This window comes from Nitrospirota bacterium, assembly GCA_016180645.1.
Taxonomy (GTDB): domain Bacteria; phylum JACPQY01; class JACPQY01; order JACPQY01; family JACPQY01; genus JACPAV01.
Window position 1 is genome coordinate 12,568 of the sequence record JACPAV010000016.1, and the last position, 23,734, is coordinate 36,301.

Here is a 23,734-nt window from a genome sequence, read left to right on the forward strand (position 1 = left end):
CATCGTCATACCAAAACCGCCCATACCTCACGGCTTCCATCCGGGGTTTCTTGCCTGACTCGTCCCCCTTCATTCAGGTTCCACCACGCTCGATTGAATTCACCGGCATCCCGACAGCCCCCATTGAGGGAATTCTGGAGTTGGCGTTTTTTCACTCGCCCCCCGTAGCCCCGCAACCGCTCGATGATCTTCGTTTCGACGCGACCGACGGCAGACGCCGTGATGTTTCCGAAAATGTGCAAGGCCGCTCCCTCAAGGTACGACCCAAATAGAATCGCCCTTGACAAGGCATCCCTTGTCATCGTCCGCGACCGCTCCAAGCCGGACAGAATGACGCCAATTTTGAGGGTATGCTCGTCCACACGGCCCGTGATTTCCGTCGTCCGGTCGTCCTGCTTCCGCCTCGCCGCATCGGTCTGCTTGTAGTAACGCTCGTACATGCCCTTGGCGTCGGCGTTCCAACCTATCGCTCCGGGGTTCTGCGCCCAGTAGGCGGCCACTTCTTTCAGCGAAGCTGCCAGGCGCGACCATCGGCCTTGATCGACGGGCGGGGGGAATGGAATTGCAGACTTCCCTTCGCCGTAGACGGTGCAGATGCGATTGACAAATCCTCCCGCGATATGCCCGCTGGTGATCTCACCCTCCAGCCAACCGGAAGGCGAATTTCCGATCATCGACAAAAACGGCTCATGAATTTCAGTGGTGCGCTTGGTCTCCTTGCCCGGTTCACGTCGATTGATCGCGTCGTAGTCGGGGCAGTAATAGAGGCTCCCCAATTTCGGAATGAGGTCCCCCGTAGATTGCCGTTTACCGATGGAGAACAGGGCGCGAAATTCATCAAACACGATGAGTGCCCGCGTCCTGGGTTGGACGGCCAGCACATCGTAAACGCTTTCTGTCGAAACGACTCCGGGAAGAGTCACTACTTCCGGGGCCACGTCGCGCAGAAGTCGGCGAGCCAGCCGGACCGCGGTCGTTTTTTTCGTTGTGGCCGTTTGTCCGATCAGGAGTCCGTAGAGGTTTGGATAAATCGGCTCTGGGGTCTGCACCCAAATATTGCGACCTAGCGTGAGACCGGCAACCGTGAGAAAATTCAGGACATGGTAGGAGTCCGGGGCCTGGGTGACAGGTCCGACTGCCTCAAGGTACTCGCCCAAAAGCCCCCCGTGCAGGATTTCAGACGGGAACTCACCCGCTCGCCTCGTTTTCTCGATTTTCTGCCGGATCTGCAAGGCTTCAGTAAGCAGTCCCCGCGCTTCGTCGCTGGTCGGGTCGAGCGTCGCGTGCGCGTCCCGGATCTCCGCAAATCGCTCCTCGGCTATTTCCGTCGGCGTCACGTCCCGGCCCTACCCTCTCGTTCCGCGAGCCACGCGGCCACCGTCTGGCGGCGCCAGCGTCTAAGTTTGCCGATCCGGATGCCAGGCGGCAAATCCCCGCCACGGCAGAGCCGCGTAAAAACGGCCTGAGCACTCAGCTTGAGGAGGCGACCTAGATCCTTCACATCGAGCAGGATGTCGTTGTCTTGTACGTTCATGCACTGATTTTCGCACGACGACGAAAACACCTGGGGGGGAAACCCCTTCAGAATTGAGAGAGTTTTCCCCCCACGGGGTCCGGCGACTACGGAGCGCTACTACGCCGGAATCGGTCGTTTCCGGGGGAGGCCTGCGGCGGCCCGAGCGGCCGCATCGGGAGAAAGAGGCGGATTTCTCTTGAGTAGTTTCCTGTAATCGCGGATTAAGCCTTTTGTGGCTCCCTTCTTGAAAGGGAGATTCGGGAAGCAAGACCTTGCAAGGCTCTCGACATCCGCGTACCTCGGTTTTTTGGTGTGCATCTCAAACGCCTCACAAACATACGAGAGTACAGCCCCGGTGATCTTGGCGGGTCGCCCGCCCTTGGGCCTCTCCCCGGCCACCCACCCAAGAGGCATAACCTCCTCTTGCGCATACTGGATGGCCGCCTTTACCAGTCGGTCTCTGAATTCCGGCATGTACCTCGCTGGAACCCTCTTGAAGTGCCTGTCGTGGAGGATACGATCCGCCTCCTTGCACATCCTCTGATAGTCGTTCAGATGCTTCGGCCCCTCTTTCCGTTCTTTGAGAGCGATTGGAATTTCCTTGTAGAGCAATGCGAACCGACGCTTCAAGTCGCGGACGAGCGCCCTTGCGGTTCCACCCTTCACATCCATATCGCCTACCACAGTGCCGATCACCCGGTTCATCTCTTGCCTTGTTACGTGCCCGGTGGAGACGGTTGAACCGGCGTCGCTCACGGAATGCCCCGCCGTGGGCTTCTGCGTGGCCGTAGGCGCGTTCTCTTTCGTCCGGGTAGGTTCGGGTCCGGCCCCTCCCTGCCTTGGCCGAAATTCGGGGGAAGTTCTCGCGCGGGTGGGGAGGGACGGAAACCAGGGGGGCGTGTCGGTTTCTTCCGTGTGGCTACAGTGTGGCTACGATGGCCTTTCCTTGGCTTTCGCATGTTGTCACCATCTTACCGCGTGATCGACGTAACCTCAAGTGGCAACGGGGAAACCACGATCAACGTGGACTTACAGGAAACGATGACAATATGTCATTATCGCATTCGTAATGCGTAGGTTGGGGGTTCAAGTCCCTTCCCCGGCTCCGCCCGCGCTTTGCCGAGCGGCCTAGAACGGGCTCTGCATGTCCGACTTGTTTTCGAAGCGGTTGAACTCAGGGAAGAAGGTCAGTTCAATGGTTTTGGTCGGGCCGTTGCGATTCTTGCCGATGATGGCCTCCGCCGTGCGATCCTCCTGATCCGCCTTCCGGTTGTAGAAGGCATCTCGATAGAGGAACAGGATCAGGTCCGCGTCCTGCTCGATGGCACCGCTTTCCCGGAGGTCCGCCAGATGCGGCCGTTTGTCGTCGCGCGACTCCACCTGTCGGTTGAGCTGTGAAACCGCGATACACGGAACTTCAAGCTCCTTCGCAAGACCCTTCAGCGAACGGGAGATCTCCGCGATCTCGCGTTCCCGGTCGGTGGATCGATAGCGACCGCCATCCTGCCCGCCGCCGAGGAGCTGCAAATAGTCGATGATGATCAGCCCCAACCGGTTCTCGGTCTTGAGCCGGCGGGATCGCGACCGAATTTCCCGCACGGTCATCGCGCCCGAATCCTCGATCTCCATGGGACATTCGGAAACCGGACTGGCCACGCGCACCAGCTTCTCCCACGTGTCCGGCGGAAACACCGCGCGCCGAAGTTCCATCGAGTCCACCCGCGCCTCCGAGGAAAACATCCTCATCACAAGAAGCTCAGCCGACATTTCCAGGGTGAAGATGATCACGGGAACCCGCTCGCGGATCGACGCGTGGGCGGCCACGTTGAGGCAGAAACTCGTTTTTCCCATGCCCGGTCGGCCGGCCACGATGATCAAGTCCCCTTTCTGGAAACCGTGCGTAATCTTGTCCAGGTCGTGGAATCCGGTCCGCACACCCATCACGCGGGTGGGATCCTCCGAGACATACTCCAGTTTCTTGATGTAGTCTTTCACCAGCGTCTTGATGGGTTTGGAGGAGGTCCGGAAATATCGTTGTGTCACCTCGAAGAGCCGGCGCTCCGCTTCGTCCGCAAATTTCTCCGCGTCCTCTACTCGACCGTTGGCGTTCTGGAGAATCCCCTGCGTCACTTCGACGACTTTTCGCAGCATCGCCTTTTCGCGCACGATCCGGGCGTATTCCTCGACGTTGGCCGATGCCGGCACGAGGTCCTCCAGCTCGGCGATGTAGGACATGCCCCCGACTTCTTCCAGGATCCCCTTTCGTTTGAGCGCGTCGCTGAGCGTGAAATGGTCGATGTCCCGAAGCTTGTCGGACATCTCCAGCATCGTCTGGAAGATATGGAGGTGGGCCTGCGAGTAGAAATCGTCCGCGCGGAGAATCTCCTGAACTTTCAGGAGGTGATCGCGGTTGCGGAGAACGGATCCCAGGACAAGCGCCTCCGCCTCCCTGTCCTGCGGGATCGCCGGGGCATGCGGCGTAGAGACCCCATGGCGATTCGCCTCGCCGTCCCCCATGCTTAGGACGGCATGGGGCCATGAGATGTCGCCGCAGCCAGGATGGCGCGGCATGAGCATGGCCCCGAGCGGAGCGAGGGGGGGGTGATGCCGTCCATGGAGTGCGAGCCGGGTCTACTCGGCGACGACCCAGAACTTCAGCTTTGCCGTGACGTCCGTATGGAGCCGGACATCCGCGGAATACGCCCCAACGCTCTTTGCGGGCTCCCCGAGAAGAATCGCCTTTCGATCAACGGTTATGCCCGTTTTCTGAAGGGCTTCCTCAAGATCTTTGGATGTGATCGAGCCGAACAGTTTGCCCTGATCGCCCACCTTCACCTTGAGTTGGATTTCGGCCTGCTCGATCTGCTTGGCCAATTCCTGGACATCGCGCAGCATGCGCTTGGCCTTGGCCTCGGCAGTCTTCCGAAGGTGCTCCACCTGGCGGACGCTTCGCGTCGTGGCCAACACGGCCAATCCGCGCGGCAGGAGGAAATTGCGCGCGAACCCCATTCGCACTTTTACGATTTCGCCCGCGCGACCGACCTTTTCAACGTCCTTCTGGAGAATGACTTCCATCTTGTACCCCTATTCAGTCCCGGGTTCTTCCGCCCGTTCCAAGCGCCGGAAATCGAACCATTGATCGAACAAGCCGACCAAAGCGACAGCCAGCGCCAAAACGTATTGGAACAGGATCAACAGGTATCCGAAGAATCGCAGAGCCCAGGGTATCTGCTTCTTCGCGAAATAGAATGTCACAACCGCCAGCCCTTGCGCAAAGAAAACCGCGCCTCCAAGGAGAATGCCGTTCCAGGCCGCGGTTTGAACGTCGTTTCGTTCCGAGAGAGTCAGCAGGCCGCAGGCGATGAAAATCCACACCAATGCCACGGGGGCTTTCCAGCCCGAAGGGGAGGCCGCGGCGAAATACGCCGCCTTGGGGAAGAGCAGCCGGCACGCGGCGAGATTCAACCAGACCGTCGCTGCCAAATTCATCACCAGGAGAGAGGGCCATACCCGTGCCGCGGTTCCCATCACCCAGTCGCGATGCGCCGCAAGCCACGGACTCCCCGACTGCGCGGCCTCGGGCAAGTTCAGGTCCGGCCGGAGATACGCCTCCAACCCTCGCATCAGATCGCCGGCGAGGGGGACCGCCCATTTCATGCCCACGATGCCTCGCAACGCAGCCCACGATAGGCCAAGCGCCAGCGCGGTGCCCAAGGCGGAGAGCGCCACCAACTTTGGCACTTCCATCTTCCGGGCGATTCCGAAGGCCGCCAAGAGGGCCACAAGTCCAAACAGACCGGCATAGGAGAGCGCCTCCGTCCATCCCCCCAGAATCGCCAGAACTCCGGAGACGGCGGCGACCACCACCGGAGCCAAGGACGACGGCGCGCCCTGGAGCATCATCACCACGATGGGGAAAGGAGAGAAGCAGGCCAGAGCCACACTCAGCGGGAAAGAGGTTCGAGGCAGGAGGTAGGCCGTGAGGAGCGTCAGCATCGCCGCCATGAACCCGGAGGCCAGATGAAACGGAAGGCCTCGGCGTGGAAGGGTTCGCGCCGATTCCATGGGACCGGGCGGATGCGCCTGCGGCGGCGCTCCGGCGGGATCGCTATCCGAAGAGGACATCCGGCGGGAGCTTCTTGCTGACGGTGTACGGAATCAAGGCCATCTTGCGCGCGCGTTTGACCGCTTCCTTCACCTTGCGCTGGTGCCAGGCGCATACTCGCGATTGCCGCGCGGAGTTGAGCTTGAATCTCTCCGTCACAAAATGCCGGAGCAGGGCTACATTCTTCCAGTCAATTTCCAATTGGAGGTCGGAACAGAACCGGCACCGGCGGATGTGCTTCCGGGGCATGCCTCGTGGTTTCAAAACGGTATGTCCTCCTCGGCAGGCGGGGCCTGCTCTTCAACTGGCGCCGGAGCGGTTGGAGCCGTTTCCAACCCCTCCCCGCCCGTGTCGATGGTTGTTTCGCCCTCGGCCCGGCCCTTGGCCGGCCCCATGAATTGGACGCGGTCGGCAACCACTTCGACCTTGGATCGCTTCTGGCCGTCCTTCTCCCACCGACGCTGCCGCAACCGACCTTCCACCAGGACGCTTCTTCCCTTGGTCAGGTAGTCCGCGCAGTTCTCGGCCTGTTTGCCGAAGACGACAACATCGAAAAAACTGGCTTCGTCCATAAACTGATCGTTCTTCTTGGTGCGATGATTCACTGCCACGCCCAAGGTGGCCACCGCCAATCCGCTGGGCGTGAACCGCAATTCGGGGGACCGGGTCAAGTTTCCGATGAGAATGACCTTGCTGTAGCTGGCCACGGCCTACGCCGGTTGAGGCTGGGAACGCTCTCCGGACGGGGCCGGGGCTGAGGGAGACCGTCTGAGACTGCCCGCCTGCTGCTTCGCCTTCCACTTTTTTTCGTCCAGGCGGATGGTCATGAACCTAAGAATGCCTTCAAAAAGCCGCAGTTCCTTGCGCACGTTCGCCAGGTCGATGGTTTCCATTTCGTGCGTGAGGAGGAGGTAGTAGCCTTTCTCCTTGTTCCGGATCGGATAGGCCAACTCGCGCAGGCCCCATCTGTCCTCCCGGACGATTCGGCCGCCCTCCACGCGCGTGAGCGCCTTGGAAATCCGTTGAGTCAATTGCTCCAGGGCGGACTCCGCCAAGCCGGGCTCAAAAATCAACATGGTTTCGTACAAACCTGCGCTCACGATCCCACACGTGTAGCAGCTTCACTTCCGAGTGTCAAGCCGGGGTTTTCGGCCGGGCCCCGACTCAGGCAACGGGAACTTTCTTGCGTTCCCTTCCTTCTTTTGGCGGCGCGGGCTTCTGGTATTCGCCCCGTTCGAAATAGGATTTCAACCGGCCTCGGAGTTTGAAGAGGGCCGCTGTGCGGATCTGAGAGACCCGGCTCTCGGTCACTCCGAGCACCTCTCCCACCTCTTTCATGTTCAGATCTTCATAATAGTAGAGGGTGAGGACCATCCGCTCCTGCTTCGGTAGGTTCTCGATGGCTTCTCCCAGGAGGTCGCGGACTTCGGTCATGTGGAGTTCCGCAAGAGGGTCATTGACGGTCGGGTCCATCAGGGTCTCGAGGATGTCGCGATCGTCATCGGAGGCGGCCCGCAACGCCTGCAATTCTTCCAGGCTGATCAGGGAGACCCCCTGCGTGCGGCCGAGCATTTCGTAGAAATCCTCGAGGCTCATCTGGAGTTCTTTTGCCACTTCCTCGTCCTCCGGCTGCCGGCCGAGCCGGTTCTCAAGCTCCGTGTAGACGTCTTCGAGTGCGCGAATGTCCTGTCGCATCGGCCGGCTGAGCCAGTCCTGCGAACGAAGCTCATCCAGAATCGCGCCACGCACGCGGAGGGCCGCGTAGTTCCGGAAGGGAACGCCTTTGGTCTGGTCGAACTTGTCCACCGCATCGATGAGTCCGAGCACTCCGGCGCTGGTCAGGTCGTCGGCGGAGACGTGCTGGGGGAGACGGGCCTTGAATCGGGCGACTTCATGCCGCACCAGCGGGAGGTGCTCATCGACGATTTTCTTCTTTTCGTCGGGGCTCTGTTGGGCGTAGGCTCGAGACGTGGTCATCGGCCGCTCAGCGCGGGAGCGTCCCGCCGGAAGGCGGGGCTACCGCCTCCCTTTGATGATCAGTTCCGCCAGCCGGTCCGAGGAGGCGACCTCGATGTCCTCCGGAACGCGCTGTCCCACGGTCAGGTACGCGATGGGTTTCTTCGCGTACATCAGCACGTTGAAGATGTGCCCGAACGACGAGCATTCGTCCGCCTTCGTGAAGATGATCCGGTCGAATCGCACCTGGTCGAACCGGCGGAGGATATCGAGCAGGTCCCGGTCGCGCGTCGGGCATGAAAGAACGAGATAATTCTCCGTATCCGGGCACACGGCCAGGAATTCGGACAGCCGCTTCATTTGGATCTCGTTGAACTGAGGCGTGCCCACTGTATCCAGGAAGATCACGTCATATCCGGAAAAGCTGTTCAGAAGCACGCGAAGCTCGTTCGGCTCGTACACCAGCTCGGCCGGTATCGGAATCTGGCTCACGGCCGAGATTGCTTTCGAGAAGAAGCGGACCTGCTCGAAGGCGCCCTTGCGCTCATCGATGGTGATCATGGCGACCTTCTTCTTCTGGTGGATGGAAAATTCCGCGGCCAATTTCGCCACGGTGGTGGTCTTTCCCACGCCGGTGACGCCGACGATGGCGACGATCTTGGTGCGCCCCTCCTCGAGGAAGATCGGGCCGGACGCCTGGATGAGATGGGCGAGCACCTTCTGAATGTAACCCTCGAGATAGGGGGCGTCGGATAGTTTGGCCGAAGGCACCTTCGAGTGGATTTCTTCAATGAGCTTGTTGGCCAGGCGCTCTTCGATTCCGCGCTCGATGAGCCGTTCGCACCATTCCATCAGGCGCGGCGGCAACTGAGGAACGCGGAGATTCTTCTGGTCTTTGATCAACGCCCGCAACATGGCCTTCACTTCGCCCACCTCCTCGGATCGTGGGGTGCCGGAATCCTGCCGGGAATGAAGCACCTTCTCGACCAAATCCTTGATCTCCTGAAGCCCATCCTGGATCGGTTGGATCAATTCCATGCTCTGGGCCACGGCATTGAGACGGTCCATCCCTTTCCATGGGGCGGGGTTTGGACCCGGAATGCCATCGCCGTCGATCTCTTCTTCCACGAGGCCCGGGGCGCCCGCCACGGCATCGTCGATTCCCGCGGTGATTTCCACAAAGGATCGACCCAGGATTCCAAAGGTCCCCTTCCCGCGCTTGACCGTGCGCATGCCGAGGATGACCGCGTCGCGGCCGAACTCCTCCCTCAGTTTCTTGATCGCGTCTTCCGTGTCGGGTCCGACGAACGTCTTGATTCTCATGATGGAGCCCGCAGATCCGTCTTCTGAAGATCATCCATCCGGATGGTGACAAGGTTCTCCAGTTTCACCTTGGGTTCGATTTCGCCGTAGGACAGCACCACGAGGTGGGGCATGAAGGGCTCCGTCAAATTCTTGAGATGGCGGCGGATGAGAGGGGCGACGAGTAGGACGGGGTGATATTCCGTCGACATGAGCTTCTCGACTTGTTTCTGCAGAACCAGGAGCAGCTTCTGCGCCACCTGCGGCTCGATGCTCATGGTCGACTGACCTTCCGCCCGCTGAATCGTGGCCGTCAGGTACTCCTCCAACTTCGGTTCCAGCGTGATCACTTTCAAGACCCCCTTCGTGGCAAACTGTTTGGAGATGACTCGTTTGAGCGCCTGCCGGACCCCTTCCGTGAGAGCGTATGGATCTTTGACGTTCGGATGGTCCCCCAGCGTTTCGATCACGGTCAGCAGGTCGCGAATGGAAATCTGTTCCCGAACGAGGTTCTGGAGGACTTTGTGGACATCGCCCAACGTTACCACCTTCGGGACAACCTCTTCAACCACCTTCGGGAACTTCTGCGCCAGATTGTCGAGCAGATTCTGGACTTCCTGGCGTCCCAATAGTTCATGCGCGTGCGCGCGAATGACCTCGGTGAGGTGCGTGGCCACCACCGTCGGCACATCGACCACCATGTAGCCGGCCATGATGGCCTTTTCCTTTTGGTTCTCGTTGATCCAGTAGGCCGTCATGCCGAAGGCCGGATCCTTGGTCTTCGTGCCTTCGATCTCCCCTTTTACGCCCGGAGGCGCCATGGCCAGGAACGATTTGAGCTGGACCTGATCCCGCGCCACTTCGATTCCCTTCACCAAAATGGTGTATTCGTGCGGCTTGAGCTGGAGATTGTCGCGGATGTGCACCGGCGGGACGACGATGCCCATCTCAAGCGCGAATTGCCGTCGAATGCCCTTGATCCGGTCGAGCAACTCACCGTTCTGACCGGCATCCACGAGTGGGATGAGGCCGTATCCGACTTCGAGCTCGATCATGTCGAGGGCCAGCAGTTTTTCGACTTTTTCCGGCCCTTCCGGCCTCGCGGCCTTTTTCTTCTCGTCGGCCTCCTTTGACAGAGTTCGACGATCCGTTTGGAAGGTGATGTAGGCCGAGAGGCCGGTCAGGGCACCCATGAGCACGAACGGAATGGTCGGCAGGCCGGGGATCGCCCCCGCAGTGAACAGAAACCCGGCGGCGATGCTGAGGGCGCGGGGATAGCTGAACATCTGTTTCGCGAGTTCCCCCGCCAGGTCCCTGGCCCCGACGGTTCGGGAGACGATCAAGCCGGACCCCACGGAGATGAGGAACGAGGGAATGATGGCCACCAGCCCGTCCCCCACCGTCAGGATCGTGTAGGTCTGGAGGGCGAGCATGATGTCCATCCCCTTCATGACGACCCCGATGATGAGGCCCGCGATGAGGTTCACCACGGTGATGATGGCTCCGGCCACCGCATCACCCCGGACAAACTTGCTGGCGCCGTCCATGGCGCCGTAGAAATCCGCTTCTTGCTGGATTTCCTTCCGCCGATCCTTGGCTTCCTGTTCGTTGATGAGTCCCGCGTTCAAGTCCGCGTCGATGGCCATCTGCTTGCCGGGCATGCTGTCCAAAGTGAATCGCGCGGCGACCTCCGCGATACGGCCCGAGCCCTTCGTGATGACCGCGAAGTTGATGACGTTGAGAATGATGAAGATGACGATGCCGACGATGTAACTGCCCCCCACCACGTACTGGCCGAAGGCCATGATGACGGTCCCGGCCGCATCGAGTCCTTGATCGCCGTAAAGAAGGATTCGCCGCGTGGAGGCCACGTTCAGGGAGAGCCTGAACAGCGTCGTCATCAGGAGGAGCGTCGGGAAAACGGAGAACTCGAGCGGCTTGAACGTGTACATCGTCACGAGGAGGATCAGGAGGGCCGTGGTGATGTTGATCGTGAGGAGCACGTCCAGCACCGGAGCCGGGAGGGGAATCATGAGAACGCTGATGCTGCCGACCACGAAGAGGGACAGGATGATGTCGGAATTCCGGGTGATCCACTTCGGAGTCATGATCCCGGGAAGGGACGGTGCGGGAACGGGGGTTGCCATTCCTTACGCCGCCCCTCTCCGTTCTACTTCGGGGACAGCGAAATGAAAAACCATGAACATCTTACGCCGCCTTGTTTTTCATCCGGTAGATGTGCGCCAGAACTTGCGCCACGGCGGCAAAGACTTCCACGGGGATCTGGCCGCCGATATCCACCCGATCGTACAGTTCACGGGCGAGGTATTGGTCCACCCAGATGGGAACCCCGTTGGCCTTCGCGAGGTCCCGGATGCGCTCGGCGATCAGTCGCGCGCCCTTGGCCACGACCACCGGGGCCGTCATGGAACCTGAGTCATACTTGATGGCCACCGCGAGAAAAATCGGATTCGTAATCACGACGTCGGCCTTGGGAACTTCCTGCATCATTCGTTTCATGGCCGCCTCGCGCTGTTTCTGACGCATCTTCGATTTGACCTGCGGGTCACCTTCCCTCTGCTTGAATTCGTCCTTGACCTCCTCCTTGGTCATCTTGAGGCTCTGCTCGTGCTCCCATTTCTGGTAGGCGTAGTCCAGGATGGCGATCACGACCATGATCAGACCGATGTAGATGAACAACTTGGTGGCCACCTTCAAGATGTAGGCCGCGATCGCGGGAACGGACATGTCCGTGATGTAAGGAATGAGCTTCAGTTCCTTCTTCACCACCAGGTACGCGACGGCGCCGACGACGACCAGTTTCACCGAGGATTTCGCCAATTCCACAAATCCATTCAGGGAGATGAGACGTTGGAGTCCCATCAGCGGATTGAGCTTCGCGAGGTTGGGCGTAAGCGACTCCGTGCTGAAGATGAAGCCTACCTGGGCGATGTTGCCGAGGACGCCGGCGATCAAGAGAACGATCAGGATGGGGGCGATGATCTTGGCGGAGATGGTCGCGATGCCGATGGCGTACGAGTAGAAACCTTGAAGGGTGAAATCCGGCTGGTGGAGGTGACTGAAGGTCTGCCCCATGAAGGCGCCCAATCCCTCGAACATCTTGGAGCCGAACCAATACAGCGCCAGAAGACTGGCGAAGAGTACAACGACATTGGAGATTTCCTTGCTCCGGGCCACCTGGCCCTGGCTCTGCGCCTCCGAGCGGCGTTTGGCGGTAGGGGCCTCCGTCTTGGATGGATCTCGACCGAAAATCGGCATCGGTTATTGCCCCATCAGCCGGAAGGCCATCGCCAAATTCCGTTCGATCGACGGCATGTTTTTCAAGATCATGAAGCTCACCACCGGAATCATCGCGCCGAGAGCGATGACACCCATCATCAGCTTGACGGGAATACCGACCATCAGGATGTTCATTTGCGGCACGGTGCGCGCCACCAACGCCATGGCCACCTCTACCATCAGCAGAATTCCCATGACGGGCGCCGCAAGCTTGACTCCCAACACAAACAGATCGCCCGCCAGCGAAAACAGATAGGAGATGATGCGCCCGCTGAAATGGGCGCTCATGAGCGGCACCAGGGTGAAACTTTTCGCAACGGTCCGAATGATCATGTGGTGACCGTCCACCAACAGGAACAACATGAAGGCAATGAGAATCTTGACCTGCGCCAGAATCGTGATTTGCCGCTCGCCCTGAGGATCCAAGATGTTGGCCATGCCGAACCCGATCTGGACGCCCAGCCATTCGCCCGCCATTTCGACGGAGGCAAAGAAGAACTCGATGACCATGCCGACGGTCACGCCCACCAACAACTCCGAGCCCAGCCCGAGGAGGAGGTCGATCGGTCCCCCCAGAGGACGGATGCTCTCGGGATCGACCGTCGGAAAGATGAGAAAAGAGAGCACCAAGGACAGTCCGGTTTTTGCCAGGAGCGGAAGATTCCGGGCCCCCAGGATGGGCGCCACGAACATAATGCCGCTGATCCGGAACACCACCAGGGCAAACCGTTCAACCTGGGAGAGATCGACCGTGATCAGATCCATGTCCGCCTACTGCGCCAACATCAGCGGATACGTGCTCAGCATCTGCACCATGAAGTCCAGAAGCATTTGGAGCATCCACGGACCGAATACGATGAGTGCGATGCCGGTGAGGGCGATTTTCGGCACAAACGTCAACGTCATTTCCTGGAGCTGGGTGACGGCCTGGAAAAGGCTGATGAGCACCCCCGCGATCATGGCCACGGCCAGGGCGGGCGCCGCGACCAGAAAGGTCATCTCCATCGTGCGCCGGGCGATGGTCATGACGAATTCCTGGGTCACCCGCCACCTCCGGTGCATTTCCAATTTGAAATGTGAAATTTCAGAGTCACATCCGGAAACCTTTCACGAGGGACGTGATGACGAGATGCCACCCGTCCACCAAGACGAACAGCATGAGCTTGAACGGGAGAGAAATCAGAACGGGCGGAAGGAACAGCATGCCCATGGAAAGCAGGATGCTGGACACGACCATGTCGATCACGATGAACGGCATGTAGATGAGGAATCCGATCTGAAACGCGGTCTTGACCTCGCTGATGATGAAGGCCGGGATCAGGATACGGTTGGGGACATCGTCCTTGGTGTGCGGCCGTTCGAGGTTCGCCACCGAAACGAAAAGCCCGATGTCCTTCTCCCGCGTCTGCTTGAACATGAAATTCCGGAGAGGCCCCATGGTTTCGTCATAGGCCTCCTTGAGCGAGATCTCCTTCTTCATGTACGGCTGGAGGGCTTTCTCATTGATTTCGTCCCACACGGGCCCCATCGTAAAAAAAGTCAGGAACATGGCCAGGCCGGCGAGGACCTGGTTCGGCGGCATCTGCTGCGTTCCCAGAGCCTGCCGCATGAAAAGCAGCACCACCATGATGCGGGTGAAGGAGGTCATCATGGCCAGAATGGACGGAGCGAGGCTGAGCACCGTCATCAACAGGACGATCTGGAGCGTCATGGCGACATCCTGCGGATTTTGCGCCGCATCCAGACCGAACGTGATTTTGGGGATGGGAACGTTTTGCGCCCATGCGGCTCCGGGCAGGAGCAGCATCAGGAGCAACCCCGATCTCAGTGCGTTCCTTCGCATGATGACCCTACCTCCGGTCCCGCCACCCCTCTCTACCCCTCGTGTCTTCGCTGGGGGCCGGGACGTTTCTCCGATTGGCCTACGCTTGTCTCTTGAGCCTCTGAATTTCCTCCAGCATGGTTTTCTTCCAGGCGGCCAGCGGCATCCCGCCGCCTTCTCCACGCTTCGGAGACGGTGACCCCACAGACCATCGGGACTCTGCGCCGCCTCCCATCGCCCGCCGTTCGGTCGGCTTCGCCGCCGCAGGCGCCTCTTCTTCAATCGCCACCGGTCGCGCCTCACGGCGATGCTCGTTCACGCGGGAAAGAAATTGCACGCCCGACCCGACGGTCGCCAGCAGGAACTTGTCGCCGAAGGCCTCCACCACCATCAGATTCTTTCGCGGGCCGAGGAACAGGGTATCGACCACCCGTATGAACTTACCCCGCGACCCCACGGCCGTTCCCTTCAGGATGTATCTCTTCGCGAAAAACGCCAGTCCGAAGATCAGCGCAAGGACAAAGCCGACGGCGGTTACGGTGCGCAGGGCGCTCCTGAGGAGGCCCCCATCCTCCGCCATGGGAAAAGCGGACGATTCAAACCTCGGATTGATCCCCAAGGCCTCCCCCGTGTCGGCCGGCGCCGCTGCGGGTTCCGCCTGCGGCGCGGCGACAGGGTGGCCGCTCGAATCGCCTTCTCCGAAACGGAACGAAGGGGACGGCGTCGGACTTCCGAAGAAATCGGAGTCGGCTTCCTGCGCCCACGCGGGCGTCGCCGCCAACACCAAGACCAAGATCCACCCTTTGACCCCCATGTTCGTCATCCCCTTTCGCGTCCTAGACCAGTTTCTTCACCCTCTCCGCTTGAGAAATAATATCGGTCAACCGAACTCCGAACTTCTCGTTCACCACCACCACCTCGCCCCTCGCCACCAGGGTTCCATTCACCATGACTTCCACCGGTTCCCCGGCCAGTTTCTGAAGTTCAACGATGGACCCCAGGCCCAGCCGGAGGAAATCCTGTACCATGACCCGCGCCTTCCCCAATTCGGCCGTAACCTCCAGCGGAATATCCAGGATAATTTCCAGGTTCCGGGGCTCCCCCAGCCCGCCACCGGAGGCCTCGATCGTGGCGAACGTTTTGGCCTGGACCTGCCGGTCCGAGACCGGCGCGGCCCCCGCAGGTTTGGCCTCCGATCCCGACACTTCCTGCATCATCGAGTCCCATCCCGCGTCCATCTTCACATCACCCGGGGGCGCGGCCGCCGCGGCACCCTCCGCGGGCGCCGCAGCGCCTCCGCCTTCGGGCTTGGCTTCCTCCCCTCCGGTGGACCAGAAATCGTCCAGCGACGGGATTTCGCCTTCCTTGGTTGGATCATCCGCCATTGGTCTTCTTCTCCTCTTCGAGTAGCTTGGATACCTTGACTGCCAGGTTGCCCCGGAAAACGCCCGGTACGCCCCTCATTTTCGGAACCCCGCCCACCAAGATGGTCAGCTCTTCGTTGTGCAGTCGGTCCAGCTCAACGATGTCTCCCACCTTGAGGCTGAGAAGTTCCCGGGCCGTCGTGTGCGCGTGGCCCAGCTCCACGCGAACGTCCACCGCCACGTGTTGCATTTCCTTCTGCATGGCCGGCTTCCACCTGTCGTCCGATCCCTCCTCCTCGGCCATTTGGATTTTCAACCGGTCGCGGATGGGATCGAATAACGATTGCGGGAAACAGAAAAACATCTTGCCGGAATGCTGGTCCAAATCCATGACGTTTTGGATGACGAAAACCGGCTCATTGTCGTGGCAAATCTTGGCAAACTGTGGATTCATCTCACTGCGCTGATAATGCGCCTTCACTTTCGATACATCGCTGAAGCTCCGTTCGAGATCCTCCAGGAGCATGAAAACCACGCGCTGGATGATCCGGCTCTCGATCGTTGTGAATTCCCGGCCCTCGATCTTCATCGAGGGTTTTCCAGAGCCGCCGAAAAAGATATCCACCAGGGCGAAGACGAGATTGGTTTCCAGGACGACAAGACCGTTACCCTTGAGCGGATCGAGCCGAAAGACATGGATGCTGGAGGGAAGCGGCAACTTGGACATGAATTCGCCGAAATTGCCCACCTTGAGGGAACTGACGTTGATGTCCGCCACCGCCCTGAGCGAATTCGAGAGGGTGGTGCGAAAGGCCCGTGAAAACCGTTCCATGGCACGCTCCATGCCGGGGAACTTCCCCACCACGGAACGCTCATGATGCGTGAAATCGTAATTCTGGGCGTCCGGCCCCGCCGCCGCCGCCGGTCGCCCCGCCTTGGGCTTGGTCTCCTTCTTCGTCTCCAACATGTCGCCGATCTCACCGGACGAAATTCCCTTGAGGAGGGAATCGATCTCGTCCTGGGTGAGCAGCTTATCGGTCATGTCCTCTCCTACTGGATGGCCAGTTCCGGCACGTATACATGCCGCACGGTTTTCTCTCCGGTGAGCACCGAATTGATCTGGTGCAGGATCTCCTCCGCAAACAGGCTCATCCCCGTGGGCGTGTTGAGCTCCGCGGCCTTCTTGCTGCGGAGCGTGAGCTGAATGATCTGCTTGATCTGGGGCAGGCGTTTCTCGAGTTCCGGCTGCAACAGGCCATCGCTCATTTCAAGTTCGAGCGTCAGCTTCACGAAGCGATCACCGGATTCGTCGCCCAGGTTCGCGATGATGTTCTCCAGCTTGAAAGTCGGCCCGATCTCCTGGATGACATCTTCGGGGTTCGCCTTCTGGCTGAGCATTTTCTTGTAGGCGAAAAATCCGCCACCCACCACCACCGCAAGCCCCACCACCGCCGAAACGGCGATGATGACGATCTTGCGGATTTTCGCGCCGACGCCCGGCCCTGCCGCCGCCGCCGCTTCTGCTTCCGCCTGGGGTTCCTCATCCGCCATTCGTCATACCTACCTTTCCACTACCGAGGAGCCTGCGGCTCCCTCAGAAGAATTTCCACCCGCCGGTTCATCCGGCGATTCTCATCCGAAACATTCGGAACGCGAGGCCGCGATTCGCCGTAACCGACGGCGCCCATCCGGCTCGGATCGATCCCCGAAAACTTTTCCAAAATGCCCGCGACGCGGGTCGCCCGCCGGGCCGAGAGATCCCAATTGTCCCGGATCGAATCGGTGTGAATGGGGCGGTCGTCCGTATGAGCCTCGACAAAAACCTCGTAGGGGGAGTCCTTGATGATGTCTCCGAGCCTGCCCAGGAAGGCCAATCCTTCGCCTCCCGGATTCATCCCGGCGGCATCGAACAGAATCTCGCTTTTCAAGCGCAACAGGATGCCCCCGGGGCCCGATTCCACATCCACAAATTCCCCCAGGTCCGTTTTCTTCACCGCCTCATCGATCTTCCTCTGATATTCATGCGCACGGAACGCCGGAAAGTCAAACGCGCCCGTCTTGGTGATCCCATCAACCTTGGCAGGGGCCGGCTCCACGGACCACGTGCCGATCTGAATGCCGAACGCCCGTTCGAGTGAAATCATCGCCTTGCTCGTCCTCTCCCGATCGATCGTCGAGAGCGAGAGAAGGAGCACGAAAAACGTGAGGAGGAGGCTGTTGAGATCGCCGAAGGTGAGCAGCCAGCCCGGAGTCTCCATGTTCTTCCTCTTGGGCAATGGCTTGGGTTCGCGTTTGGCCATGTCAGTTCTTGGATGTGGGCAGCGGCAGGCTCGATCCCGGCGCCCAGCGTTGTTCCGGTGGGAGGATCACGGGCTGCGGTTCGATGAAATTGAGCTCCACCCGGCGGTTCTTGGCGCGATTCTCCGCCGTATCGTTCGGAGCGACAGGACGGTGAGACCCGTATCCGACAGCCGACAAACGGCTCATGTCGATTTCGCCCAATTTCTGAACCGCGGTCAGGACCGTCACGGCTCGCAAGGCCGACAATTCCCAGTTGGAGCCGACCGTATCCGATCTGAAGGGAACGTTGTCCGAATGGCCCTCGACGCGGAGGAACACGTTGGAATCGCGCAGAAGGGGCGCCAGTTCCGACAGGAAGGCGATTCCGGAAGGCTGAAGATCCACCGAGCCGCCGGGGAAGAGCAGATTTTCCGCAAGACGCAGCTTGAACCCCTCGGGGGTCTTCTCGAATTGGGCGTAAGGCCCGAAGGCCTTGGTGTGAACGCGATCCTCCACCTTGCGCTGGAACTCCTGCCTCTTGTGGACCGGCATGTCCACCACACCCGAGGCCTTGTGAAGGGGCATCCGGCTCTTCGTCATGTCCGCCGATTTCGAGCGGGACGGCCCGAAGGCGTTGTTCATGGAGCTGATGACGTCTTTCATCTTAGGCTGGTTGGGAACGGAGAGCGAAATCAGGAGCACGAAGAACGTGAGGAGAAGGCTGTTGAGATCGCCGAAGGTAAGAAGCCAGCCGGGCGTCTCGATGGCGCCCCGCTTCTCGAGCTCCTTGTGCTTGGCCCGGGCCACTCAGGCCCCCCGCGTCGGTCTCGATGATGCGCTCTCCTTTGCGGACATCGCTCACTTCCCTGCAAACGATGATTTTCGTTCCTTCGGGGGAAGGAACGTCAACAGTTTTTGCTCCACCACGCGCGGGTTGTCGCCCGAGCTGATCGACAGGATGCCCTGAACGATAAGGCGTTTCGTCATGACTTCCCCATCCGACCGGTTCGCCAGTTTTCCCGCAACGGGGAGGCAGATCAGATTGGCCACGATCGCTCCATAGAAGGTGGTGATGAGCGCGGTCGCCATGCCGGGACCGATCGCCGAGGGATCGTTCAGGCTTTTGAGCATCTGCACAAGACCGATCAGGGTTCCGATCATACCGAACGCCGGCGCGTAGTAGCCGATCTTGTTGAATATGTCGACGCCGGACTGGTGGCGCATGTGCATGTGTTCAATGTCCGACTCCAGAATGTCCGCAATGGCCTCCAGATCGTATCCATCCACCGCCAGCTGAACGCCCGTGGCCAGAAACTTGTCGTTCGTCTGTTCCACCACCGCCTCCAATGCGAGGATGCCTTCTCGTTTGGCTTTCTGGGCCATATCCACAAACTGCGGAATCAGCACGGCGGACGACGCCGGCTGGCTCCGAATCGTGTTCACGGCAACTTTCATGATCCCCACCACCTCGCCGACGGTAAAATTGATCAGGGTGGATCCGGTTGCGCCGCCGAGTGTGATGAACACGCTCGGCAAATCATAGAAAGTCGAGAGAGGACTCCCGAGCAAGATTCCGAAGAGAATCATCCCAGCGCCCGCGGCGGCGCCCAATAAGGTTGCTATGTCCATCCTTAGACTACTCCTCTGCTAAGCACCGAGTGACAAGATTACCGCACTGAAGATATGTTGTCAAACAAAATAGTTACAAAATTTTTCAAAGTAATTCAGTTACATTCATTATATAGTGCAAATTTGACAAACATTTTCACTTTAATACTACTTCGGCGCGGAAATGTGAAGTCAATTGTGAGTTTCAGTCGGCAAGCATTCAATTCAGCTCTCAGCGGTCAGCCTTCAGACACAGACGCGTAACGCAAGATGCAGGCAGGATCGATCGGCGCCACGCGAGCGTCTTTCATTACGGCCCACGCCACGCGTCTTGCGTCGCTTTTTGATCCGAGGCTGACGGCTGATAGCTGACCGCTGAACGCTTTCATTTGACTTTTCCCCTTTCGCCACTACAATGCGACCTCCACATCACAATGCCGGGTATCAAGGTTCAACAAGGCGAGCCGCTCGAAGTCGCGCTGAAACGATTCAAGCGCCAGATCGAGCGCGCCGAGGTCTTGTCTGAAATCAAGCGGAGGGAGCATTACGACAAGCCCAGCGTCCGTCGAAAAAAGAAGAGCATCGCCGCACGCAAGAAGAGACATCGTCGGCGTCACCGCTCCTGAGCGCCCGCCCACCCTGCGTCCCGGCCCGACGAGGAGAAGGGTTCCTGTTCAAGGCCGGCTTTAGACCCCTTGGACCAGCAGCGAATTCTCGACCAGATTCTCAACCGACTCTCGCTTCCCGACCTCGTCCAGAAATACACGCCCCTCAAGCTCTCCGGTAGACAGCATTCGGGGCTCTGCCCCTTCCACTCGGAGAAGACACCCTCGTTCAGCGTCAGCGCCGAAAAAGGGCTTTACCACTGCTTCGGCTGCGGTGCCGGCGGTAATTTGTTCACCTTTTACATGCAGATGGAGCGGGTCACATTCCCCGAGGCCGTCAAAGAGCTCGCGAGGCGGGCGGGCGTGGAGATTCCATCCTCTCCCCAGGACGCCCGACGCGAAAGTCGGCGGGACGCGATGCGTCGGGCTCTGGGCGAGGCCCTGGCGTTCTTTCGGGAGAAGCTGTCCGACTCGCGGGAGGGATCGGCCACCCTCTCCTACCTGCGCGACCGCGGCCTGACGGAGGAAACCATCAACCGCTTCGAGGTCGGCTGGGCGCCGGCGGAGTGGGAATCGCTGGCCCAACATCTGCGGCGGAAGAAAATCGATCTCACACTGGCCGAAGCCTGCGGCCTCGTGCGAAAAAAAGCCTCCGGCCATTACGATTATTTCCGGGCTCGGATCATCTTCCCCATCCGGGATGCGCAAGGGCGACTCTCCGGCTTCGGCGGCCGGGTCCTTCCCGAAGCTCACGCCTCTCGCCCCTCGACCCCCACGACGGGGGAAGTGCCGCGGGAGGGCACCCTGAAGGAATCGATGGAATCGGGCAGGGTACTTCGCAGCCTCCCGGAGCGGCCGCCTCCCACCTCCCGGGCGGAGCCCAAGTATCTCAACTCGCCGGACAGCGAGGTGTTCCGCAAGGGCGAAATCCTCTTTGGCCTCCAGGCGGGGCGGGATTCGATCCTCAAGCAGGGTGAAGTCACCCTCGTAGAAGGGTACATGGACGCCATCAGCCTCCATCAAGCCGGTCTATCGAACACGGTGGCTCCACTCGGCACGGCGCTCACAACGATCCACATCCGGCTCCTCAAGCGTTTCTCACCCGCCTTTCGCATCCTCTTCGACCCCGACGAGGCCGGCGTCAAGGCGGCCCTCCGCTCACTCCCCCTGCTGTTGGCGGAAGGCATCCTCGCACGAGCCGTGCGACTGCCCGCGGGTCTGGACCCGGACGCCTTCGTTCGGGAGCGTGGCGCGGATGCCCTCCGAGCCCTATTCGCCTCGGATCAGGATCTCTTCGAAATGGCCATCGACGTGGTCCTCAAGGCCACTCCCCCAACCACGCCCCAGGGCAAGAAAGCGGCCGCGGACCGCCTCCTCGCCCTTCTTCGACCGGTAACAGATTCCATCATTCTCGACACTTATGTGCGGATGATCTCCCCCCGACTTGGGATTCGCGAGGATGCGCTTTGGCGTTCTCTCCCCCCGGCGGTTCAAGCGGGCACGGATCCTCGGCCCTCCCCCGTTCCACCCCGATCCATGCCGGGCGCCGGCCGTCTCGCCTCCCTTCGCGAAAAGCAGCGCGACCTCATGGAAAAGACCGCCCTCCAAGCCGCACTCGACGATCCCCGCCTCTGGTCCGTTCTCTTTCACGCCGGCCTTTTTTTCAAGGATCCGTGGCGCGCCAAGCTGATCGACACCGCCCATCGCCGGTTCGAAGGTCGGTCCCCGAGCCCCGAGGCGTTCGCAACGCTCTTCACCGAGAAGGACGATTGCGAGAATTTCAGCCGGCTCGCCTTGGAGCGACCTTCAGCGGTCACGGCATCGCCGGACGAGCGCCTGCACAACGCCCTCAACGGACTCTTTGACCTTGCCAAAAAGGAGAAATTGGTTTATGTAAGGAACCTTATTCAGAAAGCCGGCAAGCACAACGACGATGCAGAAATGAAGCGGCTATTGCTCGCGAAGAAGCGCGTCGAAAATTCGCAGCTCGAATGGCCGCTGGATCGAACGCCGGATCTTTTCGCGGAAAAGGAACCCGAGCCGTTGGACGGCCTTTCCGGGCGAGCATGACCATGGCAAAGAAAAAGAAAAAGGAAACACCGGCCAAGCCGAACGAGCAGAAGAACAAGAACGCCATGAAGGCGGTGATCCAGCGCGCCCGCGAAAAGGGCGGCTACATCACCGTGGACGAACTCATGGACTTCCTACCCATCGAAGATTTCACCACCGACCAATTGGACGACATCATCAGCGAACTCAGCGACAAAGGGCTCGAATTGGTGGATCCCCTGTCCCACCCGGCCGCTCCCAAGCCGCCCGTCGAAGGCGCTCCCGAAGGCCCCACCACCGCCCAACCGGCGGAAGACTACGACGACCTCGTTCGGAACGATCCCGTCCGCATGTACCTCAAAGAAATGGGCGCCATCCCGCTCCTGACGCGCGAAGGGGAAATCGAAATCGCAAAAAAGATCGAACGGGGCGAGGATGAGGTCCTCCGAGCCGTCATCGAATGCCCCATCACCTGCGAGGAATTCATCCGCATCGGACGGAAGCTCAAGGAGGGGAAGCTCAAGCTCCGGGATGTGATCAAGGACATCGACGACGAGGATCAGGAGATCGACGAGAAGGTGTACATGAAGCGGATCCTCCGGTGCACCGGAAAGATCGAGAACATTTACAAGACCAACAAGAAGGGGTACGACCGGCTGAGGAGACGCGGGCTCTCGGAGCGCACCCGCTCGAGACTGAAGTCCAAGGTCGACGCCAACAATGACAAGATCGTCCACCTGCTCAAGGAGATCCATCTGAACTGGAAGCAGGTGGGCCGGATCACCCAACAGCTCAAGGATCTCGTCGGACGGATCGACAAGGGCAAGGAAGAGCTCCAAGTCATGGAGAAAACCAAGAACATCCCCATCGACCAACTGGCCAAACAGCTCCGAAAAATCCGGCGGCTGCCCAAGAAAAGCCAGTTGGACAAACTGGGGGACCTTGGGCTTTACAGCATGGACGCGCTGATCGAATTGGAGAACCAGATCCATCGGGCACGCCGGCGGATCAAGCGCGTGGAAGCCGAGACGGAACTTTCGGCCGGACAGCTCGAACAAACCATCAACCGGATTGCGGATGGGGAGCACCGGGCGCGCACGGCCAAGAAGGATCTCATCCAGGCCAACCTTCGCCTCGTGGTCAGCATCGCCAAGAAATACACCAACCGCGGACTTTCCTTCCTGGACCTCATCCAGGAAGGCAACATCGGCTTGATGAAAGCGGTGGAGAAGTTCGACTACCGGAAGGGATACAAGTTCAGCACCTATGCCACGTGGTGGATCCGGCAATCGATCACCCGCGCCATCGCCGATCAGGCCCGCACCATCCGCATTCCCGTGCACATGATCGAGACCCTGAACAAGCTCATTCGGGTCTCCCGCCAGCTCGTTCAGGAAAAGGGTCGCGAACCGACACCGGACGAGATCGCGGAGAAGATGGACATGCCGGAAGACAAGGTGCGGAAGATCCTGAAGATCGCCAAGGAACCCGTCTCGCTTGAAACCCCGATCGGCGACGAGGAGGATACGCACCTCGGAGATTTCATCGAGGACCCCAAGATTCTCAGCCCGGAGCAGGCCTCGGAAAAGCGGGACATGCACGATCAGATTCAGCGGGCGCTCGGGCAGCTCACCCCGCGCGAGGAGCGTGTGCTCCGTCTGCGCTTCGGCCTGGGGGTGGACTCGGACCACACGCTCGAAGAAGTGGGGCGGGACTTCCAGGTGACCCGCGAGCGCATCCGCCAGATCGAAGCGAAGGCCCTCCGCAAACTTCGCCATCCCACCCGGAGCCGAAAATTGAAAACCTTCAGCCAGGAATGAGCGCGAA

26 protein-coding genes are annotated in these 23,734 nt (G+C 60.0%); 3 read left to right on the forward strand and 23 right to left on the reverse strand.

Annotation, left to right across the window (positions count from 1 at the left end; genetic code table 11):
• Nucleotides 1–5: 5 nt before the first annotated feature.
• The 23 genes from HYT87_10470 to HYT87_10580 all read right to left on the reverse strand — a co-directional run bounded on the left by HYT87_10470 (nucleotide 6) and on the right by HYT87_10580 (nucleotide 19,274).
• A complete protein-coding gene (locus tag HYT87_10470) occupies nucleotides 6–1,337 on the reverse strand; it encodes a DUF3987 domain-containing protein (GenBank protein MBI2060183.1) in 1,332 nt (443 codons plus the stop codon).
• The gene (locus tag HYT87_10475) at nucleotides 1,334–1,534 is read right to left on the reverse strand and encodes a helix-turn-helix domain-containing protein (GenBank protein ID MBI2060184.1); all 201 of its coding nucleotides are present in this window, start codon (nucleotides 1,532–1,534) and stop codon (nucleotides 1,334–1,336) included. The genes HYT87_10470 and HYT87_10475 overlap by 4 nt, the downstream gene beginning before the upstream one ends.
• A gap of 99 nt (nucleotides 1,535–1,633) precedes the next feature.
• Complete coding sequence (locus tag HYT87_10480; GenBank protein ID MBI2060185.1) at nucleotides 1,634–2,272, reverse strand: hypothetical protein; 639 nt, start codon at nucleotides 2,270–2,272, stop codon at nucleotides 1,634–1,636.
• Nucleotides 2,273–2,644: 372 nt separating this feature from the next.
• Nucleotides 2,645–4,033, reverse strand: coding sequence for a replicative DNA helicase (gene dnaB / locus HYT87_10485; GenBank protein ID MBI2060186.1), 1,389 nt, complete (start codon nucleotides 4,031–4,033; stop codon nucleotides 2,645–2,647).
• 114 nt (nucleotides 4,034–4,147) lie between these two features.
• Nucleotides 4,148–4,591: a 50S ribosomal protein L9 gene (locus tag HYT87_10490; GenBank protein ID MBI2060187.1), complete on the reverse strand. Its 444-nt coding sequence runs from the start codon at nucleotides 4,589–4,591 to the stop codon at nucleotides 4,148–4,150.
• A gap of 9 nt (nucleotides 4,592–4,600) precedes the next feature.
• A complete protein-coding gene (locus tag HYT87_10495; GenBank protein ID MBI2060188.1) occupies nucleotides 4,601–5,641 on the reverse strand; it encodes a DUF2232 domain-containing protein in 1,041 nt (346 codons plus the stop codon).
• Nucleotides 5,625–5,870, reverse strand: a complete 246-nt coding sequence (locus HYT87_10500; protein ID MBI2060189.1) for a 30S ribosomal protein S18 — start codon at nucleotides 5,868–5,870, stop codon at nucleotides 5,625–5,627. The genes HYT87_10495 and HYT87_10500 overlap by 17 nt, the downstream gene beginning before the upstream one ends.
• An 11-nt stretch (nucleotides 5,871–5,881) precedes the next feature.
• Entirely contained in the window at nucleotides 5,882–6,328 is a 447-nt protein-coding gene (gene ssb, locus HYT87_10505; protein ID MBI2060190.1) for a single-stranded DNA-binding protein, read from the reverse strand.
• A gap of 3 nt (nucleotides 6,329–6,331) precedes the next feature.
• Entirely contained in the window at nucleotides 6,332–6,697 is a 366-nt protein-coding gene (rpsF, locus tag HYT87_10510) for a 30S ribosomal protein S6 (protein MBI2060191.1), read from the reverse strand.
• Between the two features lie 88 nt (nucleotides 6,698–6,785).
• On the reverse strand, nucleotides 6,786–7,598 hold the full coding sequence (locus tag HYT87_10515) for an RNA polymerase sigma factor FliA (GenBank protein ID MBI2060192.1): 813 nt from the start codon (nucleotides 7,596–7,598) through the stop codon (nucleotides 6,786–6,788).
• 39 nt (nucleotides 7,599–7,637) lie between these two features.
• Complete coding sequence (flhF, locus tag HYT87_10520) at nucleotides 7,638–8,900, reverse strand: flagellar biosynthesis protein FlhF (protein ID MBI2060193.1); 1,263 nt, start codon at nucleotides 8,898–8,900, stop codon at nucleotides 7,638–7,640.
• Entirely contained in the window at nucleotides 8,897–11,026 is a 2,130-nt protein-coding gene (gene flhA / locus HYT87_10525; GenBank protein ID MBI2060194.1) for a flagellar biosynthesis protein FlhA, read from the reverse strand. The genes flhF and flhA overlap by 4 nt, the downstream gene beginning before the upstream one ends.
• A gap of 61 nt (nucleotides 11,027–11,087) precedes the next feature.
• A complete protein-coding gene (flhB, locus tag HYT87_10530) occupies nucleotides 11,088–12,158 on the reverse strand; it encodes a flagellar biosynthesis protein FlhB (GenBank protein MBI2060195.1) in 1,071 nt (356 codons plus the stop codon).
• 3 nt (nucleotides 12,159–12,161) lie between these two features.
• Entirely contained in the window at nucleotides 12,162–12,944 is a 783-nt protein-coding gene (fliR, locus tag HYT87_10535) for a flagellar biosynthetic protein FliR (GenBank protein ID MBI2060196.1), read from the reverse strand.
• 6 nt (nucleotides 12,945–12,950) lie between these two features.
• The gene (gene fliQ, locus HYT87_10540) at nucleotides 12,951–13,223 is read right to left on the reverse strand and encodes a flagellar biosynthesis protein FliQ (protein ID MBI2060197.1); all 273 of its coding nucleotides are present in this window, start codon (nucleotides 13,221–13,223) and stop codon (nucleotides 12,951–12,953) included.
• Between the two features lie 46 nt (nucleotides 13,224–13,269).
• Nucleotides 13,270–14,022 (reverse strand): flagellar type III secretion system pore protein FliP, encoded by a 753-nt coding sequence (fliP, locus tag HYT87_10545; protein MBI2060198.1) that lies wholly within the window; start codon nucleotides 14,020–14,022, stop codon nucleotides 13,270–13,272.
• 79 nt (nucleotides 14,023–14,101) lie between these two features.
• A complete protein-coding gene (locus HYT87_10550; GenBank protein ID MBI2060199.1) occupies nucleotides 14,102–14,815 on the reverse strand; it encodes a FliO/MopB family protein in 714 nt (237 codons plus the stop codon).
• A gap of 22 nt (nucleotides 14,816–14,837) precedes the next feature.
• Entirely contained in the window at nucleotides 14,838–15,386 is a 549-nt protein-coding gene (gene fliN, locus HYT87_10555) for a flagellar motor switch protein FliN (protein MBI2060200.1), read from the reverse strand.
• A complete protein-coding gene (fliM, locus tag HYT87_10560) occupies nucleotides 15,376–16,407 on the reverse strand; it encodes a flagellar motor switch protein FliM (GenBank protein MBI2060201.1) in 1,032 nt (343 codons plus the stop codon). Before fliM ends, fliN begins: the two co-directional genes overlap by 11 nt.
• Nucleotides 16,408–16,415: 8 nt before the next feature.
• Nucleotides 16,416–16,916, reverse strand: a complete 501-nt coding sequence (locus tag HYT87_10565) for a flagellar basal body-associated FliL family protein (protein MBI2060202.1) — start codon at nucleotides 16,914–16,916, stop codon at nucleotides 16,416–16,418.
• A gap of 20 nt (nucleotides 16,917–16,936) precedes the next feature.
• Nucleotides 16,937–17,665 carry an OmpA family protein gene (locus HYT87_10570; protein MBI2060203.1) on the reverse strand — a complete coding sequence of 243 codons (729 nt, stop codon included), beginning with the start codon at nucleotides 17,663–17,665 and terminating at the stop codon, nucleotides 16,937–16,939.
• Between the two features lies 1 nt (nucleotide 17,666).
• On the reverse strand, nucleotides 17,667–18,452 hold the full coding sequence (locus tag HYT87_10575) for a flagellar motor protein MotB (GenBank protein ID MBI2060204.1): 786 nt from the start codon (nucleotides 18,450–18,452) through the stop codon (nucleotides 17,667–17,669).
• A gap of 51 nt (nucleotides 18,453–18,503) precedes the next feature.
• Nucleotides 18,504–19,274, reverse strand: a complete 771-nt coding sequence (locus tag HYT87_10580; GenBank protein ID MBI2060205.1) for a MotA/TolQ/ExbB proton channel family protein — start codon at nucleotides 19,272–19,274, stop codon at nucleotides 18,504–18,506.
• A 413-nt stretch (nucleotides 19,275–19,687) separates the two neighbouring features.
• Between HYT87_10580 and rpsU the strand changes: the two genes are divergently transcribed.
• The 3 genes from rpsU (at nucleotide 19,688) to rpoD (ending at nucleotide 23,727) form a co-directional block, all read left to right on the forward strand.
• Nucleotides 19,688–19,879, forward strand: a complete 192-nt coding sequence (gene rpsU, locus HYT87_10585) for a 30S ribosomal protein S21 (protein ID MBI2060206.1) — start codon at nucleotides 19,688–19,690, stop codon at nucleotides 19,877–19,879.
• 69 nt (nucleotides 19,880–19,948) lie between these two features.
• On the forward strand, nucleotides 19,949–21,928 hold the full coding sequence (locus tag HYT87_10590) for a toprim domain-containing protein (GenBank protein ID MBI2060207.1): 1,980 nt from the start codon (nucleotides 19,949–19,951) through the stop codon (nucleotides 21,926–21,928).
• The gene (gene rpoD, locus HYT87_10595) at nucleotides 21,925–23,727 is read left to right on the forward strand and encodes an RNA polymerase sigma factor RpoD (protein MBI2060208.1); all 1,803 of its coding nucleotides are present in this window, start codon (nucleotides 21,925–21,927) and stop codon (nucleotides 23,725–23,727) included. The genes HYT87_10590 and rpoD overlap by 4 nt, the downstream gene beginning before the upstream one ends.
• Nucleotides 23,728–23,734: the final 7 nt, after the last annotated feature.

Bases quoted from the DNA above. Each gene is read 5' to 3' on its own strand.
- HYT87_10475 (MBI2060184.1), bottom strand. From the start codon at position 1,534: ATGAACGTACAAGACAACGACATCCTGCTCGATGTGAAGGATCTAGGT.
- dnaB (MBI2060186.1), bottom strand. From the start codon at position 4,033: ATGGGGGACGGCGAGGCGAATCGCCATGGGGTCTCTACGCCGCATGCC.
- HYT87_10490 (MBI2060187.1), bottom strand. From the start codon at position 4,591: ATGGAAGTCATTCTCCAGAAGGACGTTGAAAAGGTCGGTCGCGCGGGC.
- HYT87_10495 (MBI2060188.1), bottom strand. From the start codon at position 5,641: ATGTCCTCTTCGGATAGCGATCCCGCCGGAGCGCCGCCGCAGGCGCAT.
- HYT87_10500 (MBI2060189.1), bottom strand. From the start codon at position 5,870: ATGCCCCGGAAGCACATCCGCCGGTGCCGGTTCTGTTCCGACCTCCAA.
- rpsF (MBI2060191.1), bottom strand. From the start codon at position 6,697: ATGTTGATTTTTGAGCCCGGCTTGGCGGAGTCCGCCCTGGAGCAATTG.
- HYT87_10515 (MBI2060192.1), bottom strand. From the start codon at position 7,598: ATGACCACGTCTCGAGCCTACGCCCAACAGAGCCCCGACGAAAAGAAG.
- flhF (MBI2060193.1), bottom strand. From the start codon at position 8,900: ATGAGAATCAAGACGTTCGTCGGACCCGACACGGAAGACGCGATCAAG.
- flhA (MBI2060194.1), bottom strand. From the start codon at position 11,026: ATGGCAACCCCCGTTCCCGCACCGTCCCTTCCCGGGATCATGACTCCG.
- flhB (MBI2060195.1), bottom strand. From the start codon at position 12,158: ATGCCGATTTTCGGTCGAGATCCATCCAAGACGGAGGCCCCTACCGCC.
- fliR (MBI2060196.1), bottom strand. From the start codon at position 12,944: ATGGATCTGATCACGGTCGATCTCTCCCAGGTTGAACGGTTTGCCCTG.
- fliP (MBI2060198.1), bottom strand. From the start codon at position 14,022: ATGCGAAGGAACGCACTGAGATCGGGGTTGCTCCTGATGCTGCTCCTG.
- HYT87_10550 (MBI2060199.1), bottom strand. From the start codon at position 14,815: ATGGGGGTCAAAGGGTGGATCTTGGTCTTGGTGTTGGCGGCGACGCCC.
- fliN (MBI2060200.1), bottom strand. From the start codon at position 15,386: ATGGCGGATGATCCAACCAAGGAAGGCGAAATCCCGTCGCTGGACGAT.
- fliM (MBI2060201.1), bottom strand. From the start codon at position 16,407: ATGACCGATAAGCTGCTCACCCAGGACGAGATCGATTCCCTCCTCAAG.
- HYT87_10565 (MBI2060202.1), bottom strand. From the start codon at position 16,916: ATGGCGGATGAGGAACCCCAGGCGGAAGCAGAAGCGGCGGCGGCGGCA.
- HYT87_10570 (MBI2060203.1), bottom strand. From the start codon at position 17,665: ATGGCCAAACGCGAACCCAAGCCATTGCCCAAGAGGAAGAACATGGAG.
- HYT87_10580 (MBI2060205.1), bottom strand. From the start codon at position 19,274: ATGGACATAGCAACCTTATTGGGCGCCGCCGCGGGCGCTGGGATGATT.
- rpsU (MBI2060206.1), top strand. From the start codon at position 19,688: ATGCCGGGTATCAAGGTTCAACAAGGCGAGCCGCTCGAAGTCGCGCTG.
- rpoD (MBI2060208.1), top strand. From the start codon at position 21,925: ATGACCATGGCAAAGAAAAAGAAAAAGGAAACACCGGCCAAGCCGAAC.